Origin of the sequence: Gimesia fumaroli (assembly GCF_007754425.1) — a bacterium.
Taxonomy (GTDB): Bacteria; Planctomycetota; Planctomycetia; order Planctomycetales; family Planctomycetaceae; genus Gimesia; species Gimesia fumaroli.
In genome coordinates this window covers 1961765-1987830 of sequence record NZ_CP037452.1, presented here as the reverse complement: position 1 = coordinate 1987830, position 26066 = coordinate 1961765, and the positions used below count along the sequence as shown (strand labels likewise).

The following is a 26066-nucleotide window of genomic DNA, read 5'->3' as shown; positions in this document are numbered from 1 at the left end:
TAATCATGGCACGTGGTAAATTACAACAGGAACTCAGAAAGAAACAACCTTTTGCTTCACCAGAGCAAGAAGCGATTCTGAATATCCTGCGCACCAGCGATGTCTTTCATAATCAATTTGGCAAATTATTTCGTGAGTATGGCCTGACACCTTCCCAATATAACGTTCTTCGAATATTGCGTGGTGAAGGAAAACCGATGCCTTCCCTGGAAATTGCCAGTCGAATGGTACAAGTCGTACCAGCGATCACCGGATTGCTTGACCGTCTGCAGGCTCAAGACCTGATTGAACGAAAGCGGTGCACCGAGGATCGGCGGGTTGTTTATATTCAAATAACCGCCAAAGCATTGAAACTGTTGAAAAAAATTGACGATCCTGATCTTTGCCTGCATCGCAAATTGATCGGTCATTTGAGTTCAGATGAACTGGCTGAACTCAGTCGGCTTTTAGAAAAAGCACGCACCTCCCTCACAACGTCAGCCGAAAACTAAGACCCGCTTTTGCCTTGTCAAGATGCCGGCAAACGAACCCTGCTTCCCCACTACCCCCCAATTCAACACGCCAGTAGATCCTTCAGCGATTGTAAAACGCAGGCAAACCAGTAACAAACAAACACCATCATCAGCCAAAATCAGCCTCTCACAACCCCGCAAAACCTTCTAATCCGAATTGGGAATCAGCAACTTATTCAATCTGCTCAGTTTAAAAGGTTTGATGCAAATTCTTTCCTGCTTTTTTGGTCTAAATCGTAAATCTTTCGCTATGATCTTCCTCTCAATAGCGGTTATTTTGTAGAGGCGTTCTAGCGAGAAACGTACCGTATCTCCTTAATTCTCATCACAATAGTGATTGAAAAATCGCTCTACCCACGCGTGTTCACGAAAATATTATTTCACCCCAAGCCATATTTAAGTACATTAATATATATCCTGATCTTTATACTAATACCCTTAGTTGGGTAGAATGGAACATACTCCCGGCAATCAACCCATGCGTACACATACCCGTATGGACACAGCGACACGGAGCCAGAAAACGATGGATCATTGTTAAATCCACCCCAAAGGAACCACTGAATGAATTACGGCTCCGATTGGCCATCAACACATATCACTCTCTTGAATCGTGTGCGTGTTCCCACAGATTCAGAAGCATGGAGAGAGTTTGTGAAAATATATGGGCCTTTAATCTATAACTACTGTCGCAAATTTCGATTAAACGACTGCGACTCTGAAGATGTCTGCCAGGAAGTATTCCGCCAAATCAGCACATCGCTCAATTCTTTTGAATACAATCAAAAACTGGGACGATTTCGATCATGGCTGGGCACTGTCACTTATCATGAAATCTGCCATTTTTTCAAAAAAAACCAGCGATTTAAGAATCAATCAGGAGCAAATGGACTCCAGGAATTCATCTATGAACAACCAGGAGAAATTGATGCGATGTGGTCAGATGATTTTTGCAGCCATATCTACACCATCGCTCTCGAAAACATTCGACCTGATTTTGATGAAAAAACCTGGAGAGCCTTTGAATTGACCTGGATCAAAGATCAGCCCCCCAAAGTAGCAGCGAGTGAGTTGTCTACTGATATCACCTGGATCTACAAAGCAAAATTTCTGGTACAAAAAAAACTGAAGGAGGAAATCCAACGACTTTCTTTTGATAGCGTTGTATTTCAAAGATAGGTTTATCTTGAGTCATTCATGGAAAAATGCATCTCGGAAAGTCTGTTAGTCCAGTATCTCGTCAATGAACTTGACGAAGAAGTAGGCGACCTTGTCAGAGATCATCTGAATCAATGTTCCCTCTGCCAGACAAAAGCAGAAACACTCTCGGATGATATTGAACTCAAAGAATGGCACGAATGCCACCAGCGACAACAAGGGAAAGATGATTTACAAACTTATCCCTTTAGCGAAGATCGATTAGACCGACTCTTCAATTCTACCGTCTCCTCGATCCAACAATCGAAGCCATTCTCTCCCCAAAGCCCCGCGTCTCACAACCAGAAAAACAACTCGTCGATTAACCAGAGTAACAGCGCGTCGTTCAATAGAAAGCTGCATCAAGACACACTCAGAGTGATTGGCAGCTATCATTTAATTAAAAAAATCGGCCAGGGAGGCATGGGGGTTGTCTACCAGGCAATTCATGCCCATTTAAAAAAACAAGTCGTCCTCAAACTATTGCTCAACAATGACTGGGAAAACTCAAACCAGTCCCTGCGATTCTATCGCGAAATGGAACTGGTCGGACAACTGGACCATCCGAATATTGTGAAGGCCACAGATGCAGGTGAGACAGACGACACCTGTTTTCTGGTCATGGAATATTTAGAAGGCCATGACCTGAAAAAAATCCTGAAAACAGAGCGATCACTCTCAATCACAGCGGCATGTTCAATCTTGCGACAAGCTGCCAACGGTTTTCAGTATATTCACAACAATAATTTGATCCATAGAGATATCAAACCGTCAAATCTGTTTTTGACGACCGAGGGTAAAATTAAAATTCTTGACCTGGGCCTGGCAGGGCTCAGTCACTCCGAAACGTCATTCAGCGATCTGACTGATAGCAATTGTATCATGGGTAGCGCCTACTATATGGCCCCCGAACAGGCAATGAGTGTTAAAACAATTGATCAACGTTCGGATATATATAGCCTGGGCTGCACGTTCTACCAACTGCTCACGGGGCGACTTCCGTTCAAAAGAAATACTCCTGTCGAAACGATCATTGCACACCGAGAAGACATCGCGCCGCGATTATCCGATTACCTGTCGGACGTTCCCGAGACACTGGAAGAACTATTCCAGTCAATGATCCAAAAAGATCCGAACGACAGAATTCAAACGATGGCCGAAGTCGTCAAAAAAGTGGACGACTTCATGGAACAGGAACAGGACTCACTTTTACATGAAGCTTCAGACACCAGCCTGACACATAGCCAGGAACTGATCCGGCTGTGCCAGAATACCGATTTATCCCCTCCCGTTGAGGCTTTGAGCCAGTACTCTAGTACTCTGTTTCAACCAACACATCGGTTTTGGAACAAAAAAAACATACTCCTGTTGATTATGGGAATTGCATTGTTGAATGCAGGACTGTTTTATTTCATCCGATTCGATCAAATCCCACCTCCTGTATCTAACATCCCCAAAATTTCACCGGAAGAGGCTCAGAACCAACGAGCAGCAGCCCTTTGGGCTTTAGAACATGAATGTGAACTCACTCTGCTCCTGGCAAATGGTGTAAAAGTCCAGGTTAACAATACGTCAGAAGGTTTACCCAAGGATGATTTTCAAATCATTACGCTTAAGCTTTACCACAATCAGCCTTTGGACGAAAACGCTCTGTCTCTCTTAAAGAATATTAAGAGCCTGAATGAACTTCGGTTAGATGACTGCGTACTTGGTGATAATGCACTTGCCCCCATCAAAGGTCTCACTTCACTGACTGTATTGGATATTCATCATACCAAGCTGACAGACAAAGGCTTATCCCATATCAGCGAGTTAAAAAATCTAAAAACGCTTTCTATTAAATTAAATCCCGATCTGACTGATACAGGACTGCAAGTTCTGAATCAACTGCCCCGCTTAGAAGATGTTGATCTGGCCAGACTGAATATCACAGACAAAGGTATTACGTTTATCCAGAACAATTCAAATTTGACCAAGCTGAATATATCAGAAACAAACGTCAGTGATGCCTCTGTACCTTATCTCATCGCACTTGAAGAACTAGAGTCTCTACGCATCAAGAAAACTGCGATTTCAGAAAAAGGTATCGAACAGATCAGGAACGCCTTTAAAGATCATGACCCCGTCCGACTTGATTAAGATCAGTATTTCAGCTCTATCTTTTCACTAGTATCGCCTACTTTTTTCTCATCCCAACTGCAAATCGACTCATCACTTTTACAAACCTCTGATGATTCTTATCTTGACCCCTTCGTCCCCTCCAGGATACTTCAGTTAAGTATTATTTATAGAACCAGCTGACCATTAAAAAGGGCCCCCAAATGGTAGGTAATGCACTCTGGCCGAAATCGGACAGAATCAATCAACAGAATCAGTCTCATGCGCAACCGAAAGTTCGTGAAGACAAAATCAGTATTGTGATCACCGCCAGAAATAACGCCTTATTCCTGGCAGAGTCCATTGAATCGGCTTTGAATCAAAGCCTGCCTTGTGAAGTCATCTATTCGGATGATTGCAGCTTTGATGATTCAATCACGATTGCTAACCGCTATCACGACGAGGGAGTCGTCACTCTCGAAACACCTTACCACATCGGAGTCTGCGAAGCGCGAAACCGCGGTGCTGCACAAGCAACAGGAAACTACCTCTTATTTTTAGATGGAGATGATATCCTCCCACCAGATTATGTCAAAGAACACTGGGATGCCATGACACCAACAACTCCTTTTGTTTATGGAGGCGCTGAAGCATTTGGAGATTTTACAACCCTCTGGGATGCTCCCGAATGGAAACAAGGTCAGCTCTGGTTGAGAAATTTCATAAATACTTCCGCCTTATGGAACCGACAGGCTTTTGAGACGGCTGGTCGCTGGCAAAACAAAATCAATACCATGTGGGACTGGGACCTGGCATTGCGAGGTGCAAGACTGGGTGCTCCCGCATTGAGTAAGGCAATCCTGAAATACCGACAGCATACAAGTTCCTGGTCTGCGAATATTCAAACCAAGTATGAAAAACGACAGGAAATCCTGCTACCACAAATGCGCCGCGCGTGTGCCAGACTCAGCGTAGGATCCATCATCAGTGGCAGGCTTGCCAGCTTTTTTCCAGAGTGGATGTCGGCGGTTGCCCAATCCGTCAATCTGATCAATTCGCAGGAACCGGTCGAACTGGTCCTGTTGGATAATTCCAGGAATGAGAATACCCTTTCACTCATGAGAGCTGAAACGAACCGATATCGGAATACTTTCGAAACGATCAGAATTATCCCCCATCCTGTTTCTTTCTCTTTTTCAAATGAAAAAGAACGCAGGGATCAGGTAGCAAAGTTTATGGCCCACTCCTGTAACCGCCTGAGTGTGGAAATGAGAGGAGACGTGCACTGGCTGATCGAAGACGATATCCTGCTCCCACTGGAAGCGGGAGCAAATCTGATGAATCAGCTGACTGATGGCTGGGTCCCCCCCAATGCCGTTAGCGGCTGCTATCGAAGCCGACATACGGAATCACAATTTGTGGGCGGACATTTTGACGACTATCACCTGGTCAACGCGTTTACTGAAATTGGCACAGAGGCCACACCCGTGGATTATTGCGGAACGGGTTGCCTGATGTTCTGGAGAGACCGAACGCCCCGCTATTGGGACAGCCATTATCAGCACGCGCCAGCACACGACTGGGAATGGTGTGCCCGAGTCAAACAATCAGAGGGTGAGATCCTGATGCTGCCCTCAGTCCATTGTGGCCACGTCAAAACACCCGAAGACATTCTCTATTGAGATCTGGCGCTCTTGAGATCTGAAAATGAACGGGCATAAAAAAAGAAAAGCACAGGCTCACATACACAATGATAGGAAGCAGGCACTAGTCCCCTAACGTTGCGTGCTCATTAAAAGCAAGTGAGCCCATGCATTTCCATGATTAGTTCATTCATGCTTATCACAGGTATGAATGACACCCTCTATATGCATATAGTGATGTGAAATGGGTTTCTTCCTGATTATTTTTTGAAATTCGATTATTTCTAACAAATAACGAAAAAATGATACACCCGACCACACATACACAATCATAACTAATAAACATAAAGAACCTGCTATCGACTGGATATGTTTATCTTTCTCTTGATTTTATTTTCCCCTAAGCCTCTATTTTATTTGAAGTTTGAAATTTCATCTAATCTCAGGCACGCCTCCCCCTCTATTCAGACTACTCCCCATTCCTGAAATTGATTTGTCAAGTTATTCCCACAAGCCAAAAGTGGTCATAAGAACACTTCCCCAAAATCAGTTCTGGCAAACTTCATTTCAATCTTGTCATTTCGTTTGACATTTTATTGTTAACAATATACAAAGGACAAATTACAACCAATAAAACAATAGTCGCAAGTACACCTCATGTCGGCACACAATCTCGACTCCATTCCTATTGATAACTATTAAAAAGCCGTATTCACTTCTTGATCACGAACTGTTTTTAGGAGTAATGAAATGAGACCGACAAATACCTCGAAGGGATTTACACTGATTGAACTATTGGTTGTTATCGCAATCATTGCCATTCTAATCGCCCTTTTGCTCCCGGCAGTTCAACAGGCACGCGAAGCAGCACGCAGAAGTACATGTAAAAATAACTTGAAGCAGCTGGGACTCGCTTTTCATAATTATCTGGAAACACATAAGGTACTGCCTCCGGGTTATATCCAAACAAGCCTGGCAGCCCGTAACGAAGCCACTTGGGTCTCATTAATACTCCCCTTTATTGATCAAGCGAATCTCTACAATACAGCAGACTTCAACGCCTGCTTTGGATGTACGAGCGTCGGCGGCACGAATTATGAGTTGATTTCAAACACGATTCCCATGCTGCAGTGTCCTACTGATCTGCCGGTTCCCTCGCTCCCCTACAATGTCTTCGCAAGAGGGAATTATGCTGCCAGCAATGGTATCGGTCCGCTCATCTCAGGTTATGGGCTGGATCCCAGTCCTCCCGCACGAGGTGCTGTTGGAGCCTTTGATCAGAATTCTGCCAGAAAAATGCGTGACTTCCGTGATGGCAGCAGCAATACCATCGTTGTTTCGGAACTGCGAAAAGTGGAAAATAGAATCGACTTTCGCGGTGTCTTACATTATCCCGAGGGTCCCTTTATCCACCATAACTTCACTCCGAATTCCAATGTTCCGGATCAATTGCGCACCGCTTTTTGTGACAGCAATGCCAAGCCGGCATGCACCGGAACATATACCGCACACAATAACCGTAATCTGCTTTATACCGCGCGAAGCCTGCACACAGGAGGCGTACACACTCTTCTGGGAGATGGCGCAGTTCGTTTTATCAGTGAAAATATCGATTTAACCACCTGGCAAAATCTAGGCATGCTGAATGACGGTAATGCCATCAGCGAATTTTGATTTCTCATGCAATACATTGCGTTTAATTTATCAATTGCTATAAGGGCGATGAAATGAATCATGTTCATCTCGCACTGGAAAAGATTCCAGTGAATCGATGCTTGCCGTTAATTCCGCTGCCTTTCAAACGGACTTGCTTAAAATTATTTTATTGCACAATCACGGTCTCACTTTTTACAGTCTCTTCATCCGGTTGTTCCCAATCTGCATCTGAGGGGCCGGAACGCGCGGCTGTGAGCGGGCATGTCAAATTCAAGGGTGCGCCTGTGGAAGTTGGTACGATCACTTTTGTACCAATCTCACCAAATGTGGGTCCTTCTACCGGTGCCAAAATTAGCGCAGGAACATATTCAATCCCCCAGGATACCGGACCGGTCATCGGTACGAACCGTGTTGAAATCACCGCTTATCAGAAAACCGGAAACAAAATTGAAGCGGGAACGCCTAACCCGCCGGGAACAATGGTTGATGAATTAAAGTCGATTATCCCCAAAGAATACAATCAAAAGAGCAAACTGACTGCTCAGATTGACAATGGAGAGAATAAAAACATCGACTTTGATCTTGGTGAATAGCAGGAATGGTTTTGTTAACCTTCCCGTACTTGATTATCATGGAACATTGTGCAAAAGCGAACAGTATCTCCGGTTTTAAGGAAATCAAATGAATGAGTCTCAGTTGGTCCGAGGTTTGGGCGAACAGATCGTTGAGCGTCTGAGAGAAGACATTTTCTCAGGAAGGATCGCCGAAGGGGAACGCTTACGTGAGATCGATCTGGCCGAACGGTTTGCCGTCAGTCGCGGCCCCATTCGTGAGGCAATCCAGCAGCTTGCCTGGGAGGGAATTGTTGAAACCGATCGTAACAAAGGCGCACTCGTCTCCTCCTCAGCCCCCAATGAAATCACCGAACTGATCATCCCCCTGCGGTGCACGATCGAAAAATACGCCGTCCGTCTTTTTTTTGATCATTTAACAGAAGACGACTTTCTTGTCTGGGAAACGATACTGGAGAAAATGAAACGCGCGTGTGAAGCAAAAGACTTCACGCTGATTTCAGAACACGATATCGCCTTTCATCGTGCTTTAGTCACTCGTTCTCAATCCCCTGACCTGCTGGCGATCTGGTCCTCCATTGTTTCTCGTGTAAGACGGCATTTTCGCGAATCACACCTCAAATATGCAAACCCGATTCAGATCTACGAAGAACACCTTCCGATACTCGACGCATTCAAAAACAAAAGCCTCCAAAAGGCATTGAAAACGCTCGAAGATCATATTGAATAAATCAGCTGAAATTCTGTTATGCAAACTCAAATGAATCATCTCAGGAAATTGATACTCCAGGCGCTGATCGTTTTCGGTATTCTTGCGAGCAGCTTCCAGTTTGTCCGGGCTGAAGTGAAATCGTCTGAACAAGCAGAACAGGAACATTTTTTCGAACAGCACGTGCGCCCGCTCCTGATCAAGCACTGCATTGAATGCCATGGTCCGAAAAAACAGTTTGCTGAATTGCGGCTGGATTCCCGCGCGCACATGCTCAAAGGAGGCGAGTCTGGCCCTGCGGTCAATGTCAATCACCCGGAAGCAAGCCTCTTAATCAGTGCGGTCCGCCGTGAGTCACTCGAAATGCCTCCCGAGCAACCGCTGAAAAAAGACGAAATCGAAATCCTCACAACATGGATCACCCAGGGAGCCGTCTGGCCTGACAAAGCAGTAATCGGCAAAGAGACAAAAACCGACTATGCGGAACACTGGGCGTTTCAACCCATCCGAAATCCCGACCGCCCCAAAGTCAAAGACATAACCTGGCCGCAAAACGAAATCGATGATTTCATTCTTTCACAACTGGAAGCGCAGCAGCTCAAACCCTCTCCCCCTGCCAAACCAGCCACACTCCTGCGGAGAATCACCTGGGATCTCACCGGACTGACTCCCTCTGCCGAACAGTCCTCAAATTTCACCAACAGTCAAAGTCCGCATTCAATCGAATCGGTGATTGAACAACAACTCGCCTCTCCCCATTATGGAGAGCGCTGGGGACGATACTGGCTCGATCTCGCGCGCTATGCAGACACGAAAGGCTACGTCTTTTTTGAGAAGCCGACGTTTCACAACGCGTTCACCTACCGAGATTATGTCATCCAGAGTTTCAATCAGGACAAACCCTTTGACCAGTTTATTCTGGAACAACTGGCCGCCGATGTACTCAAAGACCAGATACCGCATCAGTCTCAAGCAGCGTTAGGCTTCATCACTCTGGGACCACGATTCAAAAATGATACGCATGATATCATCTCTGACCGCATTGACGTTGTTACCCGCGGTTTGTTGGGTTTGACCGTTGGTTGCGCCCGCTGTCACGATCATAAGTATGATCCTGTTTCCATTGAAGATTATTACTCTCTGTATGGCGTCTTTCGAAATTCGCTGGAACCGATTCATCTCCCCTTTCGAAATTTGGAAAACCTCCCAGCGCCGCTCAAGGCACAGGCACAAAACATCAAACAGGCCGCGGCGAATCTGGAACAACTTTATCAACAGCAGTATGAAAGTGTATTACAGGGGACTTACGAGCGTTTAGCAGAATATCTGAGCGCTGCCCAATCGCACCGGAGTGGCCCGGACACCGTGAAATTTGATGTCATCGTGGATGGCGACGATCTCAATCCGGAAGTCTTATTGAAGTGGCAGGAATTTCTGGATCTCACTGAAAAAAATAACTCCCCGGTATTCAGTCTCTGGCATCAACTGGCCAAAATCCCCGACGCGCAATTTGCCAGCCAGGCACCTCTCCAAATTCAACAGGCCCTGCGAAATCGGAATAGTGATCGCGTGATTTCTCTCATCGCCTCTCAACTGCTAAAGAACAAGCTCGAACGTTTCCCAGATGTCATCCGGGGCTACGAAACACTGTTCAAGCAAATCGATCAGGAATGGAACAACCGGATCGTCGAAGCTACTAAACCAGGTCACTCCGCAAATCAGAAACCGTTTGCCCCGGAAAAACAGACTTATCTGCAAGCCTTTTATAGCCCCGACTCACCATTAGTCACACCACGACATGGTTTCACGATCCTGAAACTGTTTCCGGATCGCAAATTACAGAAAAAAGTTCAGGAGCTGAATGCTGCTCTAGACAAAGCCCGGGCAGGTGCTCCCGTCGAACTGGCACAGATGTTGTCCTTACAGGATGCGGAACAAATTATCGAACCACGAGTTTTCCGACGCGGAAACCCGGGAATGCCAGCACAGTCGATTCCCAGACGCTATCTGAGTTTTTTCGACCAGATTTCGAATCAACCCTTCACACAAGGCAGCGGTAGACTGGAACTGGCGCAAGCCATCGCTTCGCCCCAAAACCCACTGACTGCCCGCGTCATCGTGAATCGGGTCTGGCAGCATCACTTTGGCCAGGGAATCGTTTCGACCCCCAGCGACTTTGGTATTCAAGGCGCGCGGCCTTCTCACCCCGAACTTCTGGACCACCTGGCAAGCTGGTTCATGCAGCATGGCTGGTCGATCAAAAAACTCCATCGCTATATCATGTCGTCTGCGACCTATCAGCAGCAAAGTATTTCACATGTGACAGGAGAGAAAATCGATCCTGCGAACAAACTGCTCTGGAGAATGAATCGCCGCCGTCAGGACTTCGAAACCATGCGGGATACGCTACTCCAGGTCAGTCATCAGTTGGATTTAAAAATCGGCGGCAAATCGGTCAATGGAATCACCGCGGATTCCAACAAACGTAGAACCTTATATACATCCATCAATCGGCAAAACGTGCCCGGCCTGTTACGTACCTTCGATTTCCCTTCTCCCGATGTCAGCAGCGGCAGCCGCAATTCAACCTCGGTTCCGGGGCAGTCACTGTTCCTGATGAATCATCCGCTCGTCCTCAAAGCGGCCCAGATCCTGGGAGAAGAAGCGGAACAGGCTGCCAATCCGACAGCAGGAATTGAACAACTCTATCAGAAGATCTTACAACGCGAACCAACACAGGAAGAATTGAACGACATGCGGGCGTTTCTGGAAACCGATCAGGTTCCCCCAAAGCAAGCCCCCTTAGCGTCTCAATGGGAATATGGTTATGGCGCATATGATTTGAAAACGAACACATTATCCCATTTCAAAACAATTCCCTATTGGAACGGCAAACAATATCAAGGCAGTGATCGCCTGCCCGACCCGAAAATTGGCTGGGTCTTTTTAGATAAAACTGGTGGCCATCCGGGGAATGACATGAATCATGTCGCCGTCATTCGCTGGCGTGCCCCCGAAACGATGACTGTTTCCATCAAAGGCAGTTTCAAACACGAACTGCCGCAGGGAAATGGGGTACGGGGACGAGTCATGATTGCCGATCAACAGGCTCTGGGGCCCTGGACCATTCATCAAAAGTCAGTAGAGACGAATCTCGATCAAGTCAAACTAAAGAAAGATCAAACCATCGATTTCATTGTCGATATCGCAGACAATCTGGGGTTCGACTCATTTATCTGGTCACCCGAAATCAGAGTACAACCGGTTCAAACAGCAGCCACTTCCAAAACACAGAACGATCAACCGCCCGTGCGGCACTGGAACTATTCCCAGGATTTCAGAGAACCAGACAAGATCCGGATTACCCCCTGGCAAAGCCTGGCGCAGATTTTATTGCTCTCCAATGAATTTCAGTTTATCGATTAAGTCAGCAGGAAAACCATGCAACCTTTGACACAAAATCTCCCCCCCTGTACCCGGCGCGAAATGCTGACGCGATCCGGCATGGGAATGGGCATGCTCGCCTTAGCCGGTCTGACTGCGAAAGAAAATGCGCAGGCAGCCGGAAGCAGTACTCCCATCACCCGACACCATCCGGCTCAAGCCAAACAGGTCGTGCACCTGTTCATGAACGGCGGCCCCTCACACGTCGACACCTTTGATCCCAAACCGTTACTCAAAAAGTTTCATGGGAAGCCGCTCCCGAATCCGAATTTGCCCACAGAACGAAAAACCGCCGGCGCTCTGGGTTCTCCCTTTCAGTTTCATAAATATGGCGAATCCGGCATTGAAGTCAGCGAGCTGTTTCAAAAAACAGCCGCCCACATCGATGACATGTGTATCATCCGCTCGATGCATTCTGACATTCCCAATCATGAACCATCATTACTATTGATGAACTGCGGCGACAACGCCTTGCCCCGTCCCAGCTTCGGTTCCTGGGTGAATTATGGCCTGGGTAGCCTCAATGAAAATCTGCCCGGTTTCGTCGTCCTCTGCCCGAATGGTTTTCCCGTCGTCGGTCCCAAAAACTGGCGTTCCGCTTTTCTGCCCGGCTCCTTTCAGGGAACCCACCTGGACACAAAAGAAACCGACGTCTCACGGTTAATCGAAAACATCAACAACCCGCAATCGCCCGAGCGTCAACGAAGACAGTTGGATCTGTTACAAAAGATCAATCAGCGTCATTTAGCACAACGGGGACACGATTCCCTGCTCGAAGCGCGAATCCAGTCTTTTGAACTCGCCTACCGCATGCAGTTTGAAGCCTCGAATGTGCTTGATCTTTCCAAAGAACCAAAGCACATCCACGAAATGTACGGTGATGGGCTGCAAGGCCGCCAGCTCTTAATGACCCGCCGACTACTCGAACAGGGCGTCCGCTTTATTCAGGTCTGGCACAGTGGCGGACAGGAATGGGACAACCATAGCGGCATCGAAAAGAGTCTGAAGCGCCTGTGCGGACAATGGGATCAACCGATCGCCGCCTTTCTGACAGACCTGAAACAACGCGGTATGTTGGACTCAACATTGACTCTCTGGGGTGGCGAATTCGGCAGGACCCCCGTTGCGGAACTTCCTTCCATGGATGGACGCGATCACAACCATTATGGCTTCAGCATGTGGATGGCCGGCGGTGGTGTCAAAGGGGGCTACGTCCACGGCGCTACCGATGAAACCGGTTTCGCCGCTTCTGAAAACAAAGTCCACGTGCATGATCTCCATGCCACCATGCTGCATCTACTGGGCATCGACCATGAACGACTCACTTATCGCTATGCAGGTCGAGATTTTCGTTTAACCGATGTGCACGGACACGTTGTGAAAGAAATCATTGCTTAGTCAATTCATCATCAGAAAACACTTTTCATTCAAGGCACTCAACGTTTATGAAAATCGAGCAAATCACTTGTCAAATTTTGAGATCCGGTTCCGTCACGAATAAAACAGCCAGCTGCCAGGATTCCGTTCTGGTCCGCATTAAAACCGACAATGGACTGGAAGGCATCGGCGAAGCAGATTCCTCTCCCGAAGTCGTCAAAGCAATCATCGACGCCCCTTACAGTCACAATGTCGCCTGTGGCTTACGCGAACTGCTCATCGGCGAAAATCCGCTGGAAACAGAACGACTCTGGCAGAAAATGTATCGGCACACCATGTACTTTGGCAGAACTGGCGTCACCATCACTGCGATGGCGGCCATTGACATGGCGCTCTGGGATTTGAAAGGCAAACACTTCGGCGAGCCGATTCACCGTCTGCTGGGAGGCCAGCACCACAACGAATTCCAAGCGTATGCCTCGATTCTGTTCGGCAAAGATGGCCAGGAAACCTGCGATATCGCCCAGCGCTGGATTGAAAACGGATACACAGCGGTCAAATTCGGTTGGGAACCGATGGGCCAGTCAGAACAACTCGACCTGGAACTTGTCGCCGGTGCCCGCGAAGGAATGGGAGATGGTATATTACTGATTGACGCAGGCTGCGTCTGGGATGCCCGAACCGCATTACAGCGTGCCCACGCGTTTTCTGATTACAACATCGGCTGGCTCGAAGAGCCGCTCTTCCCCCACGATGTCGCCGGCTATGCCTGGCTCAAAGATCGCTCTCCCGTGCCGATCGCCGCCGGTGAAGAAGAGTGCGGCCGCGAATCGTTCCGCCCCTACTTTGATCAGAGAGCCCTCGACGTTTATCAAATCGACCTGGCCCGCAATGGTTTCACCGAAGCCTCTTACTTGAAGCAACGCGTCGCGGAAATCGGCGCCCGTCCCTGTAATCACTGCTACACCAGCCCGATCACCGTCGCCGCCAGTCTGCACTGGCTAGCCACCTGCAAAGACGCCTTCATCTTTGAAGACTGTGTCGAAGACGAACCGCTCCGGCACGAATTGACCTACGAAAAAGTCCAGGCGGAAAATGGCGTGATCCAAGTTCCCAATCGCCCCGGACTCGGAATCACGCTGAATGAAGAATTCATCGCGGCCCACGTTGTTTCAGAATCCAAATAAAGTCAACATCCGATTTCCCCCTTTTGAAATAGAATCAGCACGATGTCACAAACTCCCATTCGCACGAAGATCGATTTCGAGAAACCCGGAATTCAGTGGGGCACGCTGAATATTCCGTTTTCCTATAATCTGAGTGGCTGGTCGCAACTCCAGATTCCCATTTCCACCATCGCAAACGGCGAAGGCCCCACCGTGCTGCTGATGGCGGGCAATCACGGCGATGAATATCCCGGTCAAATCGCCATCATGAAACTCATGAAATCGCTCAACCTGGATGAGATTTCAGGACGCATTATTTTCATCCCCGCCATTAACATTCCTGCCGCCAAAGCAGCCACCCGTCTTTCTCCTCTGGATGGTAAGAACCTGAATCGTTGTTTCCCCGGAAACGCCGACGGCACCGTCACCGACATTATGGCGCATTACCTGACGCACGAAATTTTTCCACGCGTCGATGTCGTCATCGACCTGCATACCGGCGGTCGCGGCGTCTATTTTTATCCGTGCGCCCATATGCATCTGGTAGACGATCTCGAACAACGCCGCCGGATGGCGCAGGCCACTCAGGCTTATAATACCGATTTCTCATTCCTGTACGCCGACATCGCCGGCAAAGGTCTCCTGCCGGTCGAAGCAGAAAATATGGGAAAAACTGTCGTCACCACGGAAATGGGAGGCGGCGAAGTTACAAACGCTGCCGTCCATCGTCTCTCACAGGAGGGACTGCACAACGTATTGGTTCATCTGAAGGTACTGCAAGGAGAAGAACAGAGCCGTTCGGATTTAGGGCTGCCTCCCACTCGCTGGATCCAGGCACTCGATGCAGAAGATTACATTTTCGCGCCGGAGTCCGGGCTCTTCGAAAGTTTTGTGGATGTGGGAGCCGACGTTGCTTCGGGACAACCATTGGGAGCTCTCTACTTCCTCGAACGTCCCGATCGCGAACCCACGATCATTCAGGCTAACTCCGCCGGCATCGCGATTGCTCATCGCGGCCCCACGTTGACCAGCCAGGGAGATATTCTGTTCTGCCTGGCCCATGACGTGGAATCAGATATTCTGAAAACGTTTGCATAACCATGATAGGGATCTCTTATGAGTTGGCTAGACTGGTTAATCGTTTTCGTCCTGAATGGATCTGTCATCGCGTTCGGATTTTATCTGGCCCGCAGCACCAAATCCAGTAGTGACTGGTTTCTGGGGGGCCGCTCTCTTCCCTGGTGGGGTCTGGGACTTTCGATTTTTGCCACCAGTGTCGACAATGCCGACGCGGTCTCGTTAACCGGCTACGCGTATAACCACGGCATGCATATCATCACAGCCTTTACCCTGGCCAGTGTCTGCGGGGCCATCTTGGCTTCATTCATCGTCGTACCTGTCTTATATCGAGGTGGCTTTTATACCAACGCCGAATACCTGGAAACCCGCTTCGGAAAATCGATTCGAACGATCAGCGCACTGATTCAAATTCAATACCGGACCAGTATGCTGGGGCTGATGATCTGGTCCATCTATCTGATGCTGCAAGGAATCCTCGAATTTACACCAGTCCAATGCTGGGCTTTGATCGTCTTACTCGTCATCTTCACAGCCGCCTACACAACCTGGGGCGGCTTGACCTCGGTGGTCTGGACCGACGCCTTACAGAGCCTGATCATGATCGCCGGCGGCATTGCCATTTTCTGTGCCGTCTGGTCTGCCAGCGGAGGCTGGTCGGAAACCGTTCAAAAATTATCGGAGTCGACCGATGAACAGGGACAGCCGCTGATTAACTGGTTACACATCGGTCAGTTCCAGGATGCGAACTCCACGTCTCCCTATCTGATTGTCATCGGCTGGACCATCGTGGGTCTGGGTTATTACACCGTGAATCACACGCAAACCATGAGACTGATGGGCGCACGGTCTCTCTGGGATATGAAAATGGCAACGCTGTTCGGCTGCCTGCTGATTATGCCCATCATGATCGGAACCACGTTGATGGGCGTCATGGGCCGTGTGATCGTTCCCGAATTTACCGATCATTCCGCCGCCGACCAGTTGTTTCCCTATTACGCAAATCAGTTTCTGGCCCCCGGTTTTAAAGGACTGGTCGTTGCCGGAATTTTATCCGCCGCCATCAGTACCTTCGATTCCATCGGCTCCGCATTGTCGGCTCTGTTTACTCGCGATATTTACGCACGCTGGATATGTACCGATCAGACCGAAAAACATTACCTGAAAGTCACGCGCTGGGCCACCATCGGCATCCTGCTGATGGGCTTTCTCTATATCCCGTTCATCGTCCGCTATGACAACATGATCCAGGCATTTCGCACCCTGATTCCCATTTTCGTCACCCCCCTGTTTACGATTTATCTGTTAGGCGTCCTGACCAGAGTCCCGCGTGAAAGCGGCCTCGTCGGACTGATCGCCGGCTCCCTGTTCGGCCTGCTGGGGTTCATCGACCGCGAACTCTTCGATCTTGAATGGCTCAGCCCCATGCTGACCGAAAAATGGTATGCCTTCCCCTGCTCCATGATCGTCACAGCCACCGCCATGTTTGCAGCAGCAATAAAATGGGGCTGGCTGAAAAAAGAAGCTCTACCGGAAAAGAAACAGCCTGAAGTTTCGCCAAAGCACGACTGGCTCTCCGAAAGTCGACAGGAACTGCTTGAGATCAAGCTCTCTCCCTTTTCAAAACCAGTCCCACAATATCTAAATCCGAACTGGTACGCCATTTTATTAATCGCACTTTCATTCTGGATTATCTTTGGCTTCTTCTGGTAACAGACTTTCAAACCCGCATAGAATAAAATAGATATGATGAAACGAAATCAAATCTTTACTATCGTCTGTACGTTGATGATCCTCATCGAATACGGAGGCTTCGCCGCCGAACCATCGCTGGAAAAGACAGCCCCCCAAGATATCGAATTCATCGCAAACTGCGATCAGACAAAGCAGCGTTATGTCATGCTTCTGCCTGAAGCGTTTTCGGATCAGAAACCACACTCACTTTTAATCGCCCTGCACGGTCATGGCTCGGATCGCTGGCAATTCATTAAAAATCAGCGTGGTGAATGCAAGGCAGCCCGCGATATCGCTCAGAAATATCAGATGATTTATGTCTCGCCCGATTATCGCGCACGGACCTCGTGGATGGGTCCCCAGGCTGAAGCCGATCTGGTTCAAATCATCCACGATCTGAAATCGAAATATCAAATTACCAACATATTTTTGTGCGGCGGATCGATGGGCGGATCGTCCAGCCTGACCTTTGCGACGATTCACCCGGAACTCATCAATGGCGTCGCCGCCATGAATCCCACGGCCAATCATCTGGAATACGATCAGTTCCAACCAGCCATCCAGGCCTCCTTCGGCGGGACGAAGCAGGAAATTCCTCATGAATATAAAAAACGGAGTGCCGAGTATTGGCCTGAGAAATTGACCATGCCTGTCAGCATTGCGGTCGGCGGGCAGGACCGACTGGTTCCCCCTGACAGCGCCCGCCGTTTAAGTAAAGTGCTCAAACAGATCAACGGAACCGTGCTGCTGATCGACCGCCCCCGGCAAGGTCATGCGACGTCTTATGAGGATAGTATTTCTATCTTGGAATTTGTGATCCAGCGCGCATCGCCGAAGAAGAAATAACAAGCAAAAGGCTATTGTCCGATTTGCGTTTCGCTGCGCAGTAAATTGCCGCGATTCAACAACTCTTCCGTCGGCACCACCACTTTGGGTTGTAACTGGTAGGTAAACTCATGCCGATTCGTCACCTCGAACGGCAATAGATTATCAGAGACAAGGTCCAGCGGCATCACTTGATACCAGGGCGTCTTCACCTTTTGCATTACCGTCTGCGTTTCATAACCATCTTTGGTGAGTGTGATTTCACGAGTGCCATAGTAAGTGAAGTCGACAGAGGCTGGCGTATATCCGATCTCTTCTCCATCAACCTTGACCAGAGCGCCCGACGGAATCGAACGTATGGTCATTCTCCGATGCACACAGCCAAATTGAGTGCTGGATACCAACAGCAATAGCGCAACCAGCAGCCAACGTCTCTTAGAAACGGAGACACGCTCTGGGGCGGACAGGGCTAAATCGGAATTGTCAGGGGAAACAGAATCGGACATGGATGATTTGACAGGGACTGACGACGACAAAAAATGAACGTTCAGGCGCGAAAGCCTGATTCTAGAGCGGGGATTCTACTGAGCTTCCCTATTTATGCCAAGAGAAGTTTCATTTCGCGAGCCTCTGAAATTAAACCGTAATTCATTTCTATATAATAACTTACGCACATACACCCAAACAGGATAAATAAACAGGAACCTGCGAACCTGATCCCCCTGAAATGTTTCCTACTATCACCCAGCCCCTGAAAAAAGCAGTTTTACTGATTTTCGCAGATTATTTTGAAGACATAAGCGGGTAAGTGACTCGGTTATCTTGAATTTCTGCCGCGGGCGTGCGATAAAGTGCTCATCAATAGTAAGTTACCCATTTCTGAACCAGCAAATTCAGAGCGGTAACAAAATCGGGACGTGGCGCAGCCTGGTAGCGCGCTACACTGGGGGTGTAGAGGTCGCAGGTTCAAATCCTGTCGTCCCGACTGTTACAAGCCGTTTGAAAAATAACTTTTGAACGCTTGAAGAAACTAAAGGTGCGAGGGCTGATTGAAATTCTGATCAGCTCTCGTCGCCTCTTTTTCATTGACGCCATTTTTACGCTAGCGTATAACGGAGGAATGATCATGTCAACTATTCAGGATTTTTCGGACCTGAAAACAGTCAAGGAAGCCGCAGAGGAATTTGGAATTACCACTGCGAGAGTTCGTCAGATTTGCATCGATAATAATATCGGTAGCAAACGAGGACGGGACAGATTTCTTACGCCTGACGATATGGACAAGCTTCAAGAAATTCGCACGCAGCCAAAGAAGCCTCAGAATACGTTCACAGTAAGTGAGGCGGCAGAGAGGCTTGGTGTGAGTGATAGTCGTATTCGCCAGCTCTGTCTTGAGAATGGGATCGGAGAAATCAAAGGGCGAGATCGCTTTATCTCTGATAAAGGGATGGAAAAGCTGAAATCCATTCCACGAAAGATTGGCAGACCGAAAAAAGAAATTTGAAATAATTTCCACTTTTATGCTAACTTTCCATTTACCTTAGCGTATATTTTGCGTTAATGTTCTACGCAGTCAATGTGGCTGCGTGTGATTAACGATTGAAACCTCACGCAGTCTTCGCGCCGTGTGAGGTTTTTTTACGTACATGGGGAAGTGAATCATGGAGCAAGTTCTTCTTAGCGATATCACAAACTGCGAGTATGAATCCCTGAAACGTTTTCGTGGGCAAGTCCTGCACGACGTTACTGAGCCAGATGCCAGCAGGCCAGGTGATAACCCTGCCATTATCGAATTTAAGGACCCAGAGATAATTCTCACTCGCGAAGAGCAGCAGGCTTTTCTCAAATCTGTTATTCAGCATCGCGTCAAGGGTGACAATTATCATTCGTATGATGCTGCCGCTGACATGGTTCTGGATCGGATCGTGGATGTGTTCTGTCAACACTGCGGGGTTCAGGACTCAGGTGAAGACGATGGAGAGTCGACGTCTCAAAAGTATGCTAGCATCGGTCGTGAGGCAGGTTTCACTTCAGATAAACCAGAAGGGGGCGACAATGCCTAGGCTTCTGAAGTACATGACAGAGCCAGAGCTGAATGAGCATCTGAATTATCAGCTCCGATTCATCGAGCAGTGCCAGACGAAAGACACGATCGGTTCAATGCTGATCATCTTTCAGGACGATGGCATCACTCAGTATGGTGCGACTGTCGATCCTGAAACAGCACCGCAAGCGTTGCGGGAACTGGCTGATCGACTCGAAAAACGCCAGACGGTAAAGAGGTGATTGGATGGCCCAACTGGATCTCACAAAAGAAGAGGCACTGTCAATGAATATCCTCACCTGGGACGATGCCTCAATCGGTCGAGCAGTCAAGAAACTCGGCTTGGATTTCTATCAAGAAACCAACGGCAGGTCGGCGCTGATGTATTCAACGTGCGCAATCATGCTGATAGCTGAGGCCGTGAAACAAGGAGCATTCGCATCTGTTATCGACGTTGACCATTCTAATCGGCCAGTGAATCCCGGTAAGTGGCGAATCACGCTGGAAAGGATTGGTGACTGATGCCTGAAGTCGAGCAGAAAGAACTGCACGAAGTCATCTTCCAAACGCCATGGGGCGATCAGGTTCCCGCGTATGTCGTCGGTTATGACAAGCTTGAAAGACGTTGGAATATTTTAGTCCCCTCTTTCGATGGCGCTCAATTCGCAGTGGATGCCGACAAAATTCTGTCAGTGAAAGGCGGTGAGTGATGATGCAGGACGAAGTCAGAAAAGCAGTTCGCGATCTGAGAAAGCGGTTTGGGTTCAAGCAATATGAATTTGCTGCTGCCCTTGGAGTCTCGAACGTGCATCTCTGCAATGTCGAAAGGGGCTATACCAAACCATCGCTCGACCTGCTTGCAAAGATGCGGGAAGAGTTCAACGGAATCGATGTCTACGTTTACGCGTGGTGCCAGTCCGGTGATGTTGCAAAGCTGCCGAGCGGTGTTCAGAAAGCCGCAAAGCTTCTCACCGAAGGCTGGCAGAAACGCATTGATCAAATCTTGGAGGATGTAGCATGAGATTCAGTAGCGACCGTAGCAGCCTCACAATCATGTATAAGGACTTTCAAGAGCGGGATGTGCTGTTCAAGTACCTCAAGAGTCAGATGAACGGTACGGAACACTGGTCTGAGAACATCCGGCTTAAAAGAGTCACGTTGTCCTACCCTCACAACTATTCGGTGCGCTCGATTCAGGACGGCATCGAGATCATGAAACTCCGAGAACGAGTCGATCAGCTGGAGTTCATCGTCTGCGATATCTGGACCACGTTTTATGGTGAAGGGCTGGAAGTGGCCAACTATCACTTGAACGGCGATCTGGAACCGATGGATGAGTTCTTTCATTCGAGTGACTGGTCGATTGATGGTTTACGAATTGAGTCAGAAGAGACAGCTGTTGCCTGTGCCGAGCAGGTAGCGGGTTGCTTAACCCGTGACGGTGACGGATAAGTTGCTCGGCGATATCTGAAGTCGGGGAGGAAATCTGCAGCCTCCAATCTCAACTGGTTTTAACAGGAGGAGCGGGTGAAAGCCCCGTGATTTTTAAGAAGTGAATTAAATGCAAAACACACTCGTCGCAATCCTGTTAGTCGCTTTGATCTGTCTCGGTTTTTACTGCGCCAGATTGAAGGGGGAATTAGACGAGCTAAGACTGGATTTGTATCTCAACGGCTACATGGAAATCAAGTCAGATGAAAACGGAGTTATTATCAGTACCCGACTGAGATCTCCACATGAGTTCAAAAGCCGGACGAATCCAGTCCCGGGAGACTATCGTAAGAGTTTTGATTTTTACACAAACGGAGAAAACGATGATCACAAAAATGGTGGAAGAAAAACAGGAACGACAGAAGCTGACCGATCGTCAAAAGGCGGTTTACGAATTCGTCCGAAAAGAGATCTCGGAAAACCGGTTAGCCCCGACAGTCCGTAATATCGGAGATGCTTTGGGCATCAAATCACCGAACGGTGTGATGTGTCATCTCAAGGCATTGGAGCGCAAAGGCTGGATTACCCGAGGCGAGAACGCAGCCCGGTCAATCAAGCTGGTGCCGGAGAAGCGAACAGAGATCGTGCAGCTCACGCCTGGTCAATCGCTGAATGTGGGCGGCGTGATGGTCGGTGTTGTCGGAGTTGGTGAGGGGGAAGTCAATCTGGAAGTGGTCTTCCAGGACAATCAGGATTTCTCGATCGATGGGTGACTTCAATTTCATTGCCGCTGTGACAGGCGGCATCTTTTTTGTTTTATGGAAATACGGATTACTTTGCGAAAGGAATCGCCATGCTGGTATTAACTCGACGGACCAACGAATCAGTGACCATCACCGACAGGGAGACAGGTAAGCAACTTACTCTCAAAATGCTTGAATGTAAGAATGGTAGGAGTCGCATCGGATTTGACGGCCCACGAGACTTCCAGATCTCACGTGATCAAGTCGAAAACACAGAATCATTGGCAGAAATGCCGACAGGAGGTTAGACTATGGCTGTTTCTTCAACCGCCAAAAAAAGAGCGAAATCAAAAATGGGACGTGCCCGAAAAGAAATTGATGATTCCACCTACCAGGGGCGCTGTGCTATTCGCCTGCGTGAACTGGCAGACCGTAAAGGAATCACAGCTGACGAACTACAGCAGCGGTTGAATCAGGCAGGGCACAATGTATCACGCAACGCCGTCTATTCTTACTTGAGCGGCGATCGTGCAATCCCCCTTGACCTGGTACCAACGCTCGCTTCTATCTTCGGAATCTCTGTCCGAACCTTCTTTCCTGAGAAATAGTTAATTTCACATTTTGTGGATTATTTTACAGAATAGCGATTTACTTTTATTTCACGATTTGTAAAATATAACACAACAAACGAGGGCTGGCACCTAACGCCAATCAGACTGCCAGCCCTCTAACTCAAAAACACCTTTTAGAAAAAGGAGCTTTCAGTGATCAGTTTACCTGTAGAGCAATCGACCAGCAACTCACAAACCCTGTCTGACCAATTCAAGACAATCATTGATGGTTATAAGGATTATACGGTTGGCGTTCACAAACGGGCAGTCGCCCACTGCGAAGGTCGCCTTGCTAAATGCGATCCTGCTATTAAAGGGGTTGTGAATAGCGAGCTGAAAGACGCCAAACGTCAGCTATCAGTTGCACAGACCTTCGAGGTTCTGAAAGGTCTGAAACCAAATATCGTTCTTGCTTGCGAACTAAAACAGGACGTTGACTTCGTATCCCGCGAATTGGAGACAGCCCTTGTTGAATCTTCGATTGCTTCCCCTGTTGATGCTCCCTGCGGTTCCGTCAACTTCGATAAACCGGAAGTCACTCTGCCGGATGAAATTTCAATCGAAGTGATGGGCGATGCTCTTCCTGTTTCAGTCGATCTGATCGGGGCAACCCTCACACTGAATCGAATTGAAGACGGCAACGCCATCTACACCGTATCTATCGCTTAACCCGCACGGATTGCGGACTCAGTGCGCCCACGGATGGGTGCCTTTCTTGGAGAGTTACAATGAACCACACAGCAACCTATTCCCCTGAAGACAACAAACTCAGAATCTATCCAGGGGACCGACTTGATGACGAACTCGGCGAAGAGTATGCCGAATTCAAAAAGGCTGGTTACAGATGGGCGGCGAAGCAGGAATGTTTTGTTTGCCCGAGATGGACACCGAAGGCCGAAGACTGGGCGCTTCGCCTCGCTGGTGAAATCGAAGACGAAGACTATTCGCCACTTGAACGTTCTGCCGACCGGGCTGAGCGATTCGGGTGTTATCGCGACAAGCGACGAACTGAGGCTCACGACCACGCTGACACGTTCGAAGCCGGTCCCTCTGCCTTCGGTCATCAGAATCAGCAGCGGGCCGAACGACAGGCAGCACGTCTTGATAAACAGCGCGTGAAGGCAGTCTCCCAGTGGTCGAAGGCTGAATACTGGCAACGGCGTACTGCCGGCGTGATTTCACACGCTCTTTATAAAGCACGTCCTGAAGTTCGTCGGGGCCGGATTAAGAAGTTGGAGGCTGATCAACGGAAGCATCTCAAGGTTATCGAACTGCTTTCCAAGTGTCGTGAAAACTGGCAGAAAGTAGCCGGATGTGATGACCCTGAGAAAGCGTTGAAGTGGGCGATTGCTCTGGCTGGTAACGCCTCTGGCTGGCAAGAATTCGCACACCCTGAGACAGGGCGCAAGGCAACACTCTATTCATTATTGCAACCATACGAAGGCATTGATGATCGTCCCATCACAGGCCACGAAGCTGCTGCACTTTATCTTTCACTACCAGACGTTAATGAACCAGGCAGCAGCTGGTCGCGTTGGACTGCTCACTACGAACTGCGTATGAGTTATGAGAACGCGATGCTGGCCAATGAAGGCGGTCAGGCTGGTGAAGTCGAAATGGAACCGGGCGGCTGGATCTTCCCGGATAAGCGTCAAGGGAGACGGCTTCGCTATACAGAGGGCAATGGAGATTGGTATCAGATCGTGAAAGTCAATCGAAGCCCCGTCACAAAGAGAGTCACCAGCGTCGTGGTGTCGGCACGGTCAGACAACAATTATGACAACGATGGCAAGCCATTCGGTGAAGACAATCCGCGACCTGTTGCTGAGCAGCGAATCGATGTAACGCGGCTTGGTAAAGATTCCTATCGGGCTCCCACTGATCAAGAGCGTGAGGTGTTCAAACAGCAGCAGGCAGAGCGGAAGGCTAAAGCGAAAGCCAGCAAGCCAAAATCAGTCAAGCTGCTCAATCCGACTGATGAAGATGCTGAGCGCCTGCAGGGCATCTTGAACGACAAAGCCCGGAAGAAGTACGACAAAGCGCATCCGGAAGGGTCATATCAGGCTGGTAAATTTGAACCGGCTGAAGTCTGTCGGATGACCCAGGCTAAATACAGTGCAAGATCGCGGGGTGATTACTCGACAGCCGAGACCAGAACATTCCACAACTTCGGCGGCATCATCGCTCGCAAGTCGAGCAACATGTGGTCACAGCACGGTCAGGAATATGACGCTGCTCTCGGGCCTGCAGTCTGCAAGTTGCGCACAGCCGATTCTGGTGGTTATGCTGCATACACACCGCAACGAATCGTGATCCTAACTGACAAACCGCAGAAGCCGTTGCCGCTCGACTGGGACAACCTGGGCTGTGAGAAACCGCAGAACAGCGAAGCGCTGTCTGAGGTGACCGCATGAGCCACTCACGCCAAACCGGAAATCTTCGACTGAAGAGACTGCAGGAGCACACTGAGTTCAAAGGAGAGCAGCTTGCCTCTGAGTGCAGCCGCTTCCATCGGCTGGCCCAGGAAGACCAGGCACCGCGTGCCATCTCTTCTTTCAACCTGTTCCAGACACCGGAAGAGATCGCCGACATCATGGTGCAGGAGTTGGGTATGCGTCGTAGAGTTCTGGAGCCGTCTGCAGGGCTGGGAAGGCTTTACGTTCCCTATCGCGAAGCCAATCCAGAAACAGAAATCACGCTTGTTGAAATCTCTCCGGGCTGCTGCCGTGAACTGTATCTGCTCACAGAGAACGACAACAGTATCACCATCTTGCAGAGAGACTTTCTCGGCACTGTCGGAATGGTCTGTTACTTCGACGGCATTCTGATGAACCCGCCTTTCAAGCATGGTGCAGACATCAGGCACATTGAGTATGCACTGACAATGCTGGCTCCCGGTGGTCGTCTGGTCTCACTCTGTTACTGGGGCGTGAAACAAAAGAAACGTTTTGCCAATTGCGATGTTCGTTTCCTGCCCCCTGGCTCCTTCAAGAGTGAGGGAACGAACGCTGACGTCGCGATGGTTGTGATTGATAACTGAAATCAGAAAGAAATTCGAATGAGAGGCAAAACCGTAGTTGTGAAGTGTGAGCGATGCAAACACGAGTTTGTTGCTCGTGTTGCTGACCGCAATCGCGGATGGGCTCGGTTTTGTTCGAAGCGATGTAAGGCGATCAAGCAGACCTACAGAAGCAACTCATTCGTACCTAGGGAACAGAAAGGAGACGA

27 protein-coding genes and 1 tRNA gene are annotated in these 26066 nt (G+C 48.9%); 27 read left to right on the top strand and 1 reads right to left on the bottom strand.

Going from position 1 to position 26066, the window contains the following annotated elements:
• Positions 1-5 precede the first annotated feature (5 nt).
• From Enr17x_RS07795 to Enr17x_RS07735, 13 genes are all read left to right on the top strand, one after another.
• A complete protein-coding gene (locus tag Enr17x_RS07795; protein WP_145307519.1) occupies positions 6-491 on the top strand; it encodes a MarR family winged helix-turn-helix transcriptional regulator in 486 nt (161 codons plus the stop codon).
• A 585-nt stretch (positions 492-1076) separates the two neighbouring features.
• Complete coding sequence (locus tag Enr17x_RS07790) at positions 1077-1691, top strand: sigma-70 family RNA polymerase sigma factor (RefSeq protein WP_145307517.1); 615 nt, start codon at positions 1077-1079, stop codon at positions 1689-1691.
• An 18-nt stretch (positions 1692-1709) separates the two neighbouring features.
• Positions 1710-3848: a serine/threonine-protein kinase gene (locus tag Enr17x_RS07785; RefSeq protein ID WP_145307515.1), complete on the top strand. Its 2139-nt coding sequence runs from the start codon at positions 1710-1712 to the stop codon at positions 3846-3848.
• 182 nt (positions 3849-4030) lie between these two features.
• Complete coding sequence (locus Enr17x_RS07780) at positions 4031-5488, top strand: glycosyltransferase family 2 protein (RefSeq protein ID WP_145307513.1); 1458 nt, start codon at positions 4031-4033, stop codon at positions 5486-5488.
• Between the two features lie 711 nt (positions 5489-6199).
• A complete protein-coding gene (locus Enr17x_RS07775; protein ID WP_145307511.1) occupies positions 6200-7123 on the top strand; it encodes a DUF1559 domain-containing protein in 924 nt (307 codons plus the stop codon).
• Positions 7124-7176: 53 nt separating this feature from the next.
• Positions 7177-7698 (top strand): hypothetical protein, encoded by a 522-nt coding sequence (locus Enr17x_RS07770; protein ID WP_145307509.1) that lies wholly within the window; start codon positions 7177-7179, stop codon positions 7696-7698.
• A gap of 88 nt (positions 7699-7786) precedes the next feature.
• Positions 7787-8407, top strand: a complete 621-nt coding sequence (locus Enr17x_RS07765) for a GntR family transcriptional regulator (RefSeq protein ID WP_145307506.1) — start codon at positions 7787-7789, stop codon at positions 8405-8407.
• A 30-nt stretch (positions 8408-8437) separates the two neighbouring features.
• On the top strand, positions 8438-11812 hold the full coding sequence (locus tag Enr17x_RS07760; protein WP_198001015.1) for a PSD1 and planctomycete cytochrome C domain-containing protein: 3375 nt from the start codon (positions 8438-8440) through the stop codon (positions 11810-11812).
• Positions 11813-11827: 15 nt separating this feature from the next.
• Entirely contained in the window at positions 11828-13228 is a 1401-nt protein-coding gene (locus tag Enr17x_RS07755; protein ID WP_145307502.1) for a DUF1501 domain-containing protein, read from the top strand.
• A 47-nt stretch (positions 13229-13275) separates the two neighbouring features.
• Positions 13276-14394, top strand: coding sequence for a mandelate racemase/muconate lactonizing enzyme family protein (locus Enr17x_RS07750; protein WP_145307500.1), 1119 nt, complete (start codon positions 13276-13278; stop codon positions 14392-14394).
• A 42-nt stretch (positions 14395-14436) separates the two neighbouring features.
• The gene (locus Enr17x_RS07745; RefSeq protein ID WP_145307498.1) at positions 14437-15471 is read left to right on the top strand and encodes a succinylglutamate desuccinylase/aspartoacylase family protein; all 1035 of its coding nucleotides are present in this window, start codon (positions 14437-14439) and stop codon (positions 15469-15471) included.
• Positions 15472-15489: 18 nt separating this feature from the next.
• Positions 15490-17163, top strand: a complete 1674-nt coding sequence (locus Enr17x_RS07740) for a sodium:solute symporter family transporter (RefSeq protein ID WP_145307496.1) — start codon at positions 15490-15492, stop codon at positions 17161-17163.
• A 33-nt stretch (positions 17164-17196) separates the two neighbouring features.
• Positions 17197-18030 carry an alpha/beta hydrolase family protein gene (locus Enr17x_RS07735; protein WP_145307495.1) on the top strand — a complete coding sequence of 278 codons (834 nt, stop codon included), beginning with the start codon at positions 17197-17199 and terminating at the stop codon, positions 18028-18030.
• Positions 18031-18041: 11 nt separating this feature from the next.
• On the opposite strand, the gene Enr17x_RS07730 is transcribed toward Enr17x_RS07735, so the two are convergent.
• A complete protein-coding gene (locus tag Enr17x_RS07730; protein WP_145307493.1) occupies positions 18042-18515 on the bottom strand; it encodes a PEGA domain-containing protein in 474 nt (157 codons plus the stop codon).
• A gap of 405 nt (positions 18516-18920) precedes the next feature.
• Here Enr17x_RS07730 and Enr17x_RS07725 point away from each other — a divergent pair.
• The 14 genes from Enr17x_RS07725 to Enr17x_RS07660 all read left to right on the top strand — a co-directional run bounded on the left by Enr17x_RS07725 (position 18921) and on the right by Enr17x_RS07660 (position 25878).
• Positions 18921-18994, top strand: a tRNA-Pro gene (locus Enr17x_RS07725).
• Between the two features lie 51 nt (positions 18995-19045).
• Positions 19046-19513, top strand: coding sequence for a hypothetical protein (locus Enr17x_RS07720; RefSeq protein ID WP_145307491.1), 468 nt, complete (start codon positions 19046-19048; stop codon positions 19511-19513).
• 157 nt (positions 19514-19670) lie between these two features.
• Positions 19671-20072 (top strand): hypothetical protein, encoded by a 402-nt coding sequence (locus tag Enr17x_RS07715; RefSeq protein WP_145307489.1) that lies wholly within the window; start codon positions 19671-19673, stop codon positions 20070-20072.
• Entirely contained in the window at positions 20065-20295 is a 231-nt protein-coding gene (locus tag Enr17x_RS07710) for a hypothetical protein (RefSeq protein ID WP_145307487.1), read from the top strand. The genes Enr17x_RS07715 and Enr17x_RS07710 overlap by 8 nt, the downstream gene beginning before the upstream one ends.
• Positions 20296-20299: 4 nt before the next feature.
• Complete coding sequence (locus tag Enr17x_RS07705) at positions 20300-20575, top strand: hypothetical protein (protein WP_145307485.1); 276 nt, start codon at positions 20300-20302, stop codon at positions 20573-20575.
• Positions 20575-20763, top strand: a complete 189-nt coding sequence (locus tag Enr17x_RS07700; protein WP_145307483.1) for a hypothetical protein — start codon at positions 20575-20577, stop codon at positions 20761-20763. The genes Enr17x_RS07705 and Enr17x_RS07700 overlap by 1 nt, the downstream gene beginning before the upstream one ends.
• Positions 20763-21074, top strand: a complete 312-nt coding sequence (locus Enr17x_RS07695) for a helix-turn-helix transcriptional regulator (RefSeq protein ID WP_145307482.1) — start codon at positions 20763-20765, stop codon at positions 21072-21074. The genes Enr17x_RS07700 and Enr17x_RS07695 overlap by 1 nt, the downstream gene beginning before the upstream one ends.
• Positions 21071-21505, top strand: a complete 435-nt coding sequence (locus tag Enr17x_RS07690) for a hypothetical protein (protein ID WP_145307480.1) — start codon at positions 21071-21073, stop codon at positions 21503-21505. The genes Enr17x_RS07695 and Enr17x_RS07690 overlap by 4 nt, the downstream gene beginning before the upstream one ends.
• A 362-nt stretch (positions 21506-21867) precedes the next feature.
• The gene (locus Enr17x_RS07685) at positions 21868-22257 is read left to right on the top strand and encodes a LexA family protein (RefSeq protein ID WP_198001014.1); all 390 of its coding nucleotides are present in this window, start codon (positions 21868-21870) and stop codon (positions 22255-22257) included.
• 80 nt (positions 22258-22337) lie between these two features.
• The gene (locus Enr17x_RS07680; protein WP_145307476.1) at positions 22338-22535 is read left to right on the top strand and encodes a carbon storage regulator; all 198 of its coding nucleotides are present in this window, start codon (positions 22338-22340) and stop codon (positions 22533-22535) included.
• 3 nt (positions 22536-22538) lie between these two features.
• Entirely contained in the window at positions 22539-22835 is a 297-nt protein-coding gene (locus Enr17x_RS07675; protein WP_145307475.1) for a helix-turn-helix domain-containing protein, read from the top strand.
• Positions 22836-22991: 156 nt separating this feature from the next.
• Entirely contained in the window at positions 22992-23507 is a 516-nt protein-coding gene (locus Enr17x_RS07670; RefSeq protein ID WP_145307473.1) for a hypothetical protein, read from the top strand.
• A gap of 59 nt (positions 23508-23566) precedes the next feature.
• Positions 23567-25252 (top strand): DUF3560 domain-containing protein, encoded by a 1686-nt coding sequence (locus Enr17x_RS07665; RefSeq protein WP_145307471.1) that lies wholly within the window; start codon positions 23567-23569, stop codon positions 25250-25252.
• Entirely contained in the window at positions 25249-25878 is a 630-nt protein-coding gene (locus Enr17x_RS07660) for a class I SAM-dependent methyltransferase (protein ID WP_145307469.1), read from the top strand. Before Enr17x_RS07665 ends, Enr17x_RS07660 begins: the two co-directional genes overlap by 4 nt.
• The last annotated feature ends 188 nt before the right edge of the window (positions 25879-26066 follow it).

What these genes read in the sequence shown, in the direction of transcription:
- Enr17x_RS07730 (WP_145307493.1), bottom strand. Translation starts at nt 18,515, where the DNA reads ATGTCCGATTCTGTTTCCCCTGACAATTCCGATTTAGCCCTGTCCGCC.
- Enr17x_RS07755 (WP_145307502.1), top strand. Translation starts at nt 11,828, where the DNA reads ATGCAACCTTTGACACAAAATCTCCCCCCCTGTACCCGGCGCGAAATG.
- Enr17x_RS07695 (WP_145307482.1), top strand. Translation starts at nt 20,763, where the DNA reads ATGATGCAGGACGAAGTCAGAAAAGCAGTTCGCGATCTGAGAAAGCGG.
- Enr17x_RS07760 (WP_198001015.1), top strand. Translation starts at nt 8,438, where the DNA reads ATGAATCATCTCAGGAAATTGATACTCCAGGCGCTGATCGTTTTCGGT.
- Enr17x_RS07715 (WP_145307489.1), top strand. Translation starts at nt 19,671, where the DNA reads ATGGAGCAAGTTCTTCTTAGCGATATCACAAACTGCGAGTATGAATCC.
- Enr17x_RS07785 (WP_145307515.1), top strand. Translation starts at nt 1,710, where the DNA reads ATGGAAAAATGCATCTCGGAAAGTCTGTTAGTCCAGTATCTCGTCAAT.
- Enr17x_RS07765 (WP_145307506.1), top strand. Translation starts at nt 7,787, where the DNA reads ATGAATGAGTCTCAGTTGGTCCGAGGTTTGGGCGAACAGATCGTTGAG.
- Enr17x_RS07790 (WP_145307517.1), top strand. Translation starts at nt 1,077, where the DNA reads ATGAATTACGGCTCCGATTGGCCATCAACACATATCACTCTCTTGAAT.
- Enr17x_RS07680 (WP_145307476.1), top strand. Translation starts at nt 22,338, where the DNA reads ATGCTGGTATTAACTCGACGGACCAACGAATCAGTGACCATCACCGAC.
- Enr17x_RS07750 (WP_145307500.1), top strand. Translation starts at nt 13,276, where the DNA reads ATGAAAATCGAGCAAATCACTTGTCAAATTTTGAGATCCGGTTCCGTC.
- Enr17x_RS07795 (WP_145307519.1), top strand. Translation starts at nt 6, where the DNA reads ATGGCACGTGGTAAATTACAACAGGAACTCAGAAAGAAACAACCTTTT.
- Enr17x_RS07700 (WP_145307483.1), top strand. Translation starts at nt 20,575, where the DNA reads ATGCCTGAAGTCGAGCAGAAAGAACTGCACGAAGTCATCTTCCAAACG.
- Enr17x_RS07685 (WP_198001014.1), top strand. Translation starts at nt 21,868, where the DNA reads ATGATCACAAAAATGGTGGAAGAAAAACAGGAACGACAGAAGCTGACC.
- Enr17x_RS07775 (WP_145307511.1), top strand. Translation starts at nt 6,200, where the DNA reads ATGAGACCGACAAATACCTCGAAGGGATTTACACTGATTGAACTATTG.
- Enr17x_RS07745 (WP_145307498.1), top strand. Translation starts at nt 14,437, where the DNA reads ATGTCACAAACTCCCATTCGCACGAAGATCGATTTCGAGAAACCCGGA.
- Enr17x_RS07690 (WP_145307480.1), top strand. Translation starts at nt 21,071, where the DNA reads ATGAGATTCAGTAGCGACCGTAGCAGCCTCACAATCATGTATAAGGAC.
- Enr17x_RS07780 (WP_145307513.1), top strand. Translation starts at nt 4,031, where the DNA reads ATGGTAGGTAATGCACTCTGGCCGAAATCGGACAGAATCAATCAACAG.
- Enr17x_RS07665 (WP_145307471.1), top strand. Translation starts at nt 23,567, where the DNA reads ATGAACCACACAGCAACCTATTCCCCTGAAGACAACAAACTCAGAATC.
- Enr17x_RS07705 (WP_145307485.1), top strand. Translation starts at nt 20,300, where the DNA reads ATGGCCCAACTGGATCTCACAAAAGAAGAGGCACTGTCAATGAATATC.
- Enr17x_RS07660 (WP_145307469.1), top strand. Translation starts at nt 25,249, where the DNA reads ATGAGCCACTCACGCCAAACCGGAAATCTTCGACTGAAGAGACTGCAG.
- Enr17x_RS07675 (WP_145307475.1), top strand. Translation starts at nt 22,539, where the DNA reads ATGGCTGTTTCTTCAACCGCCAAAAAAAGAGCGAAATCAAAAATGGGA.
- Enr17x_RS07735 (WP_145307495.1), top strand. Translation starts at nt 17,197, where the DNA reads ATGATGAAACGAAATCAAATCTTTACTATCGTCTGTACGTTGATGATC.
- Enr17x_RS07740 (WP_145307496.1), top strand. Translation starts at nt 15,490, where the DNA reads ATGAGTTGGCTAGACTGGTTAATCGTTTTCGTCCTGAATGGATCTGTC.
- Enr17x_RS07770 (WP_145307509.1), top strand. Translation starts at nt 7,177, where the DNA reads ATGAATCATGTTCATCTCGCACTGGAAAAGATTCCAGTGAATCGATGC.
- Enr17x_RS07710 (WP_145307487.1), top strand. Translation starts at nt 20,065, where the DNA reads ATGCCTAGGCTTCTGAAGTACATGACAGAGCCAGAGCTGAATGAGCAT.